Genomic DNA, 5798 nt, shown 5'->3' with positions numbered 1-5798 from the left:
CGCCACTGCGGGGCCTGACTTTCCCAAGCAGGCCCAAAAGGTCACGCCGCGCACGGAGACCCTCAAAACCAATCTCTCCGAGGCGCTCTATCACTCCGCCGAATTCACCGGGCTGCAGCCGGACACCGTCTATGCCTACCGTGTCGGCGACGGCGCCAATTGGTCGGAGTGGAATCAGTTTCGCAGCCTCGATCTCGATAAAATCAAGAGCCTGCTCAAAACTCCGTTGGTAATCGACCTGCGCAATATTTATGAGCCCAGCAAAATGATTGACAAGGGCTTCAAGTACTATAGCGTTGGGCGATAGATTTCAGTCGGAGCGAAGAGCTTTGTCGCAGCTTGATTGAATCCGGCATGCTGCGACAGTTGTTAGCACGCAATTTTCCCAAGTCTTCATACAATCTGTTGGTTCATTGATTAACCGGCTCCGGCCGGTTTTAACGTTTTGCCTCGAAATTCATTTTGAGGCCGCTTCACGGGGTGGCGGGCCGATCCGGAGCGCAGGGACGCCTTCTGCTGTCGGTTTAATACTCGCTCAATAACGATCACAGCATCATCGCACAGGAGAGTAGCATCAGGATTTTTGAGCGGGCGTTCACCCCGGCGGAAACCTCTGCTTTCCGATCGAACTGCCACCCCATTTTTGCTTGTGTCACAAAAATACATCGTTTCAGCCTGGCACACGGCGCGATCACCTCGATTCACCGCATACGCTTTTTACACCTCAATTCTTTGTCTAATCTGCTGCAAAACCTTTTATTTCTGGCCGAATTTCGGACACCACAGTGGCATCAGTGTTGCAGATGGCATAAATAGGGAATTTACGGTCACTCATGCCGTGTGTCGCGAAGCGTGCTTCACAAAAATGGTCAACACTCGCTCAGCGACCGGCCTCCGGGGTAAAAAAACATTCGCATCCGCTATAAGTTGCTAGCGGCCGAACAAAAGATGAAAGCCCCATGAACGTTTTAATGATTGCGCCACAACCTTTTTTCCAGCCGCGCGGTACGCCCTTCAGCGTGCTGCATCGCTTGCGTGCGCTTTCGCGGTTGGGACATCACATCGATCTGGTGACCTATCACTTGGGCCAAAATGTTGAGATCGAGCATGTCAGCATTCACCGCGCCGCCGCCGTGCCGTTCATCAAGGAGATTGCGATCGGGCCGTCCGCGCCCAAAATCATCCTAGACGTCGCCGTCTATCGCCGCGCCGTCGCGCTGCTCGCGAAGAAACGCTACGATTTGCTGCACACCCACGAAGAAGCCGGTTTTATGGGCATACGCTTGAGCAAGAAGTTCGGCCTCCCGCATCTCTACGATATGCACTCGAGCCTGCCGCAACAGCTTTCCAACTTCAAATTCACGACCTCCAGCCTGCTGATTCAATCATTCGAACGGCTCGAGGCGGCAACCATCAACAGCGCACAGGCCGTTATTACGATTTGTCCGGAGCTTCATCATTATGTGCGTGAGCGCTTTCCCAATAAATTCAACAAGCTGATTGAAAACGTCGCTGACAACAGTGAGGTTTTCCAAACGCAAGTCAATCCGCTCGAATTGAAACAACGGTATAACTTGAACGGCGAAACCATCGTGCTCTATACCGGCACGCTCGAACCGTATCAAGGCATTGATTTGTTGCTCGCCTCCGGCGCCCGGGTTGTAAAACAACATCCCAATGTCCGCTTTCTGGTCGTTGGCGGCAAGCCCGAGCAGGTCAATGAACAAAAAGAAAAGGCCAGGCAACTCGGCATTACCGAGAAATTCGTTTTTACCGGCCAGCGCCCGCCCGAAGAAATCCCGCAATTCATGCAGCTTGCGCAGGTGTTGGTCTCGCCGCGCTTGGAAGGCAATAACACGCCGTTGAAGATTTATTCGTATTTGCGTTCCGGCGTGCCGATCGTCGCGACGAATCATCTTACGCATACCCAAGTGCTGAATGATGAAGTCGCTGTGCTTACCGATTGCAAGCCCGAGGCGTTTGCGCACGGTCTCTTGCGTGTGCTGCACGACAAGAATTTAGGAGAAACGATCGGCCGGCGCGCGCAAAGCCTGGCCGAACGAGAATACAGTTACGAAGCTTATCTGCGGAAAACAGCAGACGTGTATGACTACATGCTGTCATACCAGGAGAACCAGGGAAGAGCATAGGGTGAATTTATGTGCGGTATTTGTGGTATTATGACATTTTCTCCGGCGGCGGAGATCGCGCGCGACGAGGTGCGGCGCATGAATGAGGCCATCTTTCATCGCGGGCCGGATGAAGACGGTTTTTATCATGGCGAGCAAATCGGCATGGCCATGCGCCGCCTCAGCATCATCGATCTTTCCAGCGGCCAACAGCCGATCAGCAATGAAGACGGCACGATCTGGATCATTTTCAACGGAGAAATTTACAACTATCTCGAGTTGCGCCGGGATTTGGAAGGCCGTGGCCATCATTTCAAAACGAAATCGGACACCGAGGCCATTGTACACGCTTATGAAGAATTCGGCGTCGAATGTCCGGCCAAGCTCAACGGCATGTTCGGCTTTGCCATTTGGGATACACGCAACCGCAGCCTTTTTCTTGCGCGTGATCGTCTGGGCAAAAAGCCGCTGTATTATTATGCCGGCAGCGATCGCCTGGTGTTCGGCTCTGAGCTGAAGAGCCTATTGCAGTCGCAACACGTGCCGCGGCGCGTTTCGCCGGAAGCGCTTGATCTTTATCTCACCTATGAATACGTGCCGGCGCCGCACACAATTTTTGCGGATATTAAAAAGCTGCCCGCCGGGCACTCGTTGCTGATTCGCCGCGACGGCAAAACCGAGCTGCGGCGTTATTGGGATCTGCATTTCCGCGAGAACGGTTATCATGCCGCGGAGCTGCAACAGGGCCTGGTGGATTTACTGCAAGACGCTGTGAAAATCCGCTTGATGAGCGATGTGCCGCTGGGCGCGTTTCTCTCCGGCGGCATCGATTCGAGTTGCATCGTCGCGCTGATGGCGCGCGTCATGGACCAGCCAGTGAAAACCTTTTCGATCGGTTTCGAAGAAGGCAGCTACAACGAGCTGGAGTATGCGCGTGCGATCGCCAAGCATTACAAAACGGATCATAAAGAATTCATCTTGCGCCCCAATGCGCTCGAATTAACGGAAAAACTGGTCAAGCATCTGGATGAACCGCTCGGTGATTTTTCCATTTTCCCGACCTATCTCGTTTCGAAAATGGCGCGCGAGCATGTGACTGTCGTGCTCAGCGGCGACGGCGGCGATGAGTTGTTTGCCGGTTATGACACGTATGTCGCGGATTGGATGTATCGCAAGTACCGCATGCTTCCGTCGTTTCTGCGGCATAGCCTCGTGCAGCCGTTTGCCCGGTTATTGCCCCCGACCGAGAAAAAAAAAGGGCCGATCAACAAGATCAAACGTTTCGTCGAAGGCACACAATACCCGGAAGATTTGCAGCATGTGCGCTGGATGATTTTTCTGGCGGAGCAGGAGAAGCAGCAGCTTTATGGCGAGGCCTTGCACAACATTGACATTCGCCGCGGCGCGCATGATTTCATCCGCAGCCACTTCCAAAATGCCGATTCACAGGACTACCTCAACCGCCAGCTCTATGTTGACATCAAAACCTATCTCTGTGACGACATCATGGTGAAGGTCGATCGCATGAGCATGGCCGCCTCGCTGGAAGCGCGTGCGCCGTTTCTGGATTATCGCGTGGTCGAGTATGCCGCCACCATTCCGAGCGCGTTGAAGCTGCAAGGCCAGCAGACGAAGTGGATTCTCAAAAAGGCAATGAAGGGATTGCTGCCGCCGCCGATCGTCAAACGCGGCAAAGAGGGTTTCAGCATCCCGATTAAAAACTGGCTGAAGGAAGAATTGCGACCGATGATGCTCGAGGTGCTTTCCCCCGCGCGCCTGAAGCGCGACGGCTTTTTTAATGCGGAATACGTGCAACGACTCATCGATGAGCATCTCGCTGGCGCCGAGAATCACAGCCACCGGCTGTGGGCGCTCACGGTGTTCGGCATTTGGCGTGAGCAATATCTAACATGAGGCGGGTTGTATGTTCAAGCAAGTAAAACATCTGCAGAACTTTTTGCGCTTTGCGAAAGGCGAGCACGAACCGATCATCGGGCCGATCAAAGCGGCGTGGGAAGTGCTTTCCGTTTGCAACGCCAAATGCCGTACATGCGATCGTTGGCAGGAGAAAGACGATCCCAGCATGCTGTCGACGGCGGAGGGTAAGAACCTGATCCGGCAGCTTGCGGATAACGGCGTGATGAACTTGTGTTTCACCGGCGGCGAGCCGCTGTTGCGCAAGGATATTTTTGAGCTGATTGCGTGGGCCAAAAGCTGCCATTTGTCAACCTCCTTGATGTCGAACGGCCTTTTGATCAACGATCGTCGCGCCAAAAATCTCATTGACGCCGGTTTGGATTTGATCTATATTTCGCTCGACGGCAGCACGCCCGAGTTGAATGATGCGCTGCGCGGCATCAAGGGGTATTTCGAACTGGCCAGCCAGGGGATTGAAAACCTCAAATCTCTCCGCAGCAACGCGCGCCCCAAAGTTTTCATCGCCTTCACCGTGAACAAGGCCAACATGTATGATCTTGAGAACATGGCGCGCTTCGTCAAATCGCGCGCGCTTGACGGCCTGTCGTTTCAACCGGCATTGCATCTGCCGCAAGTGAAGTATCGTGTCGATGAGGAGTTGGCTTTCGGTCCGGGCGACGCCGCCACGCTGCAAACGTTGGTTGAGCGCGTGCTCAAAATGTACGGTGAACTGTTGCCGATGAATCGTGATTATTATCGCCAGTTTGCCTCCTTCATCGAGAATCCGCATAAGCTGCGGGAACAACACAGCATTGCGGGATTCGCTTTTGTCAATATCGACCCGCGCGGCAATGTTTATCCCGATCCGCTCGAAACGGCCTCCATGGGCAATATTCGCGAACAAAGCTTTGAAAAAATTTGGTACGGCCGCCGCGCCAGCGAAGTGCGCACGCGCATTGCGCGCCAGGAATTGCCTGCGGGCTTTTTCGAAAGCGTCGTGCCCTTGACGATGGCCGTGCAGCGCATGACGCCTTTGCGTTTGCATCGCGCACTCAAACCGATCTTCACGACCGCCGAACATTTTTAGCAAAGCCGTGCGCCCGGAAGGCATGATTCGTGTTTTTGAATTCGACTCAATCCTGTTGAAATTTTATCTGCCGAAAACCCGGCATGCCCAGTAGTATCGCAACGAGCGTATAACCGTAACGGAACAAAAATGACCGACCTCACAACTTCACAACTTGAGCGAATTAAAACCTCCTCACGCGCATCAGGCAAGCCCGCTCAAAACGGGCAACTGTTGCATGCCATTGCCGAGTATTGGAATGCGCATATTCATGATCTTGCCATTGCCAAACACCCCGTCGGGTCGAAAGGCTTTTTTCAAGATCTGGACGAGTACCGTTTTGACAAATTGCGTTACTTGCCCAAGGTGGTGGATTTTAACGGTTATCGCGGGAAGAGTATACTGGAAGTTGGCTGCGGCGTCGGCATCGATCTCCTGCGCTTTGCGCAGGGCGGTGCGCGCGTCATCGGCGTGGATTTAGCCAAACAATCCATTGATCTCGCCAAAAAAAATTTCGAGTTGAACGGCGCGGCCGGTGAGTTTCGTTTGATGAATGGCGAAGCGCTCGAGTTCGAGAACAATCGATTTGACATGGTATATGCGCACGGCGTGCTGCAATATACTTCGGACGCCAACAAAATGGTGAAGGAGCTGCATCGCGTGCTCAAACCCGGGGGCGAGGCGAT

The 5798-nt window shown here is 53.6% G+C and carries 5 protein-coding genes; all 5 read left to right on the top strand.

The genetic code is table 11. The features are described from left to right. The coding region (locus tag FBQ85_25700) for a hypothetical protein (protein ID MDL1878527.1) at positions 1-307 on the top strand (307 nt) is incomplete at its 5' end. Positions 308-959: 652 nt separating this feature from the next. Continuing rightward, complete coding sequence (locus tag FBQ85_25695; GenBank protein MDL1878526.1) at positions 960-2150, top strand: glycosyltransferase family 4 protein; 1191 nt, start codon at positions 960-962, stop codon at positions 2148-2150. Between the two features lie 9 nt (positions 2151-2159). After that, positions 2160-4043: an asparagine synthase (glutamine-hydrolyzing) gene (asnB, locus tag FBQ85_25690; protein MDL1878525.1), complete on the top strand. Its 1884-nt coding sequence runs from the start codon at positions 2160-2162 to the stop codon at positions 4041-4043. A 10-nt stretch (positions 4044-4053) separates the two neighbouring features. Continuing rightward, the gene (locus FBQ85_25685; GenBank protein ID MDL1878524.1) at positions 4054-5133 is read left to right on the top strand and encodes a radical SAM protein; all 1080 of its coding nucleotides are present in this window, start codon (positions 4054-4056) and stop codon (positions 5131-5133) included. Between the two features lie 129 nt (positions 5134-5262). Beyond that, the coding region (locus FBQ85_25680; GenBank protein MDL1878523.1) for a class I SAM-dependent methyltransferase at positions 5263-5798 on the top strand (536 nt) is incomplete at its 3' end.

Source organism: Cytophagia bacterium CHB2, assembly GCA_030263535.1.
In the GTDB taxonomy this organism is placed as follows: domain Bacteria; phylum Zhuqueibacterota; class Zhuqueibacteria; order Zhuqueibacterales; family Zhuqueibacteraceae; genus Coneutiohabitans.
The sequence above is the reverse complement of the archived record's forward strand: the minus strand, read 5'-3'. Positions and strand labels throughout refer to the sequence as shown.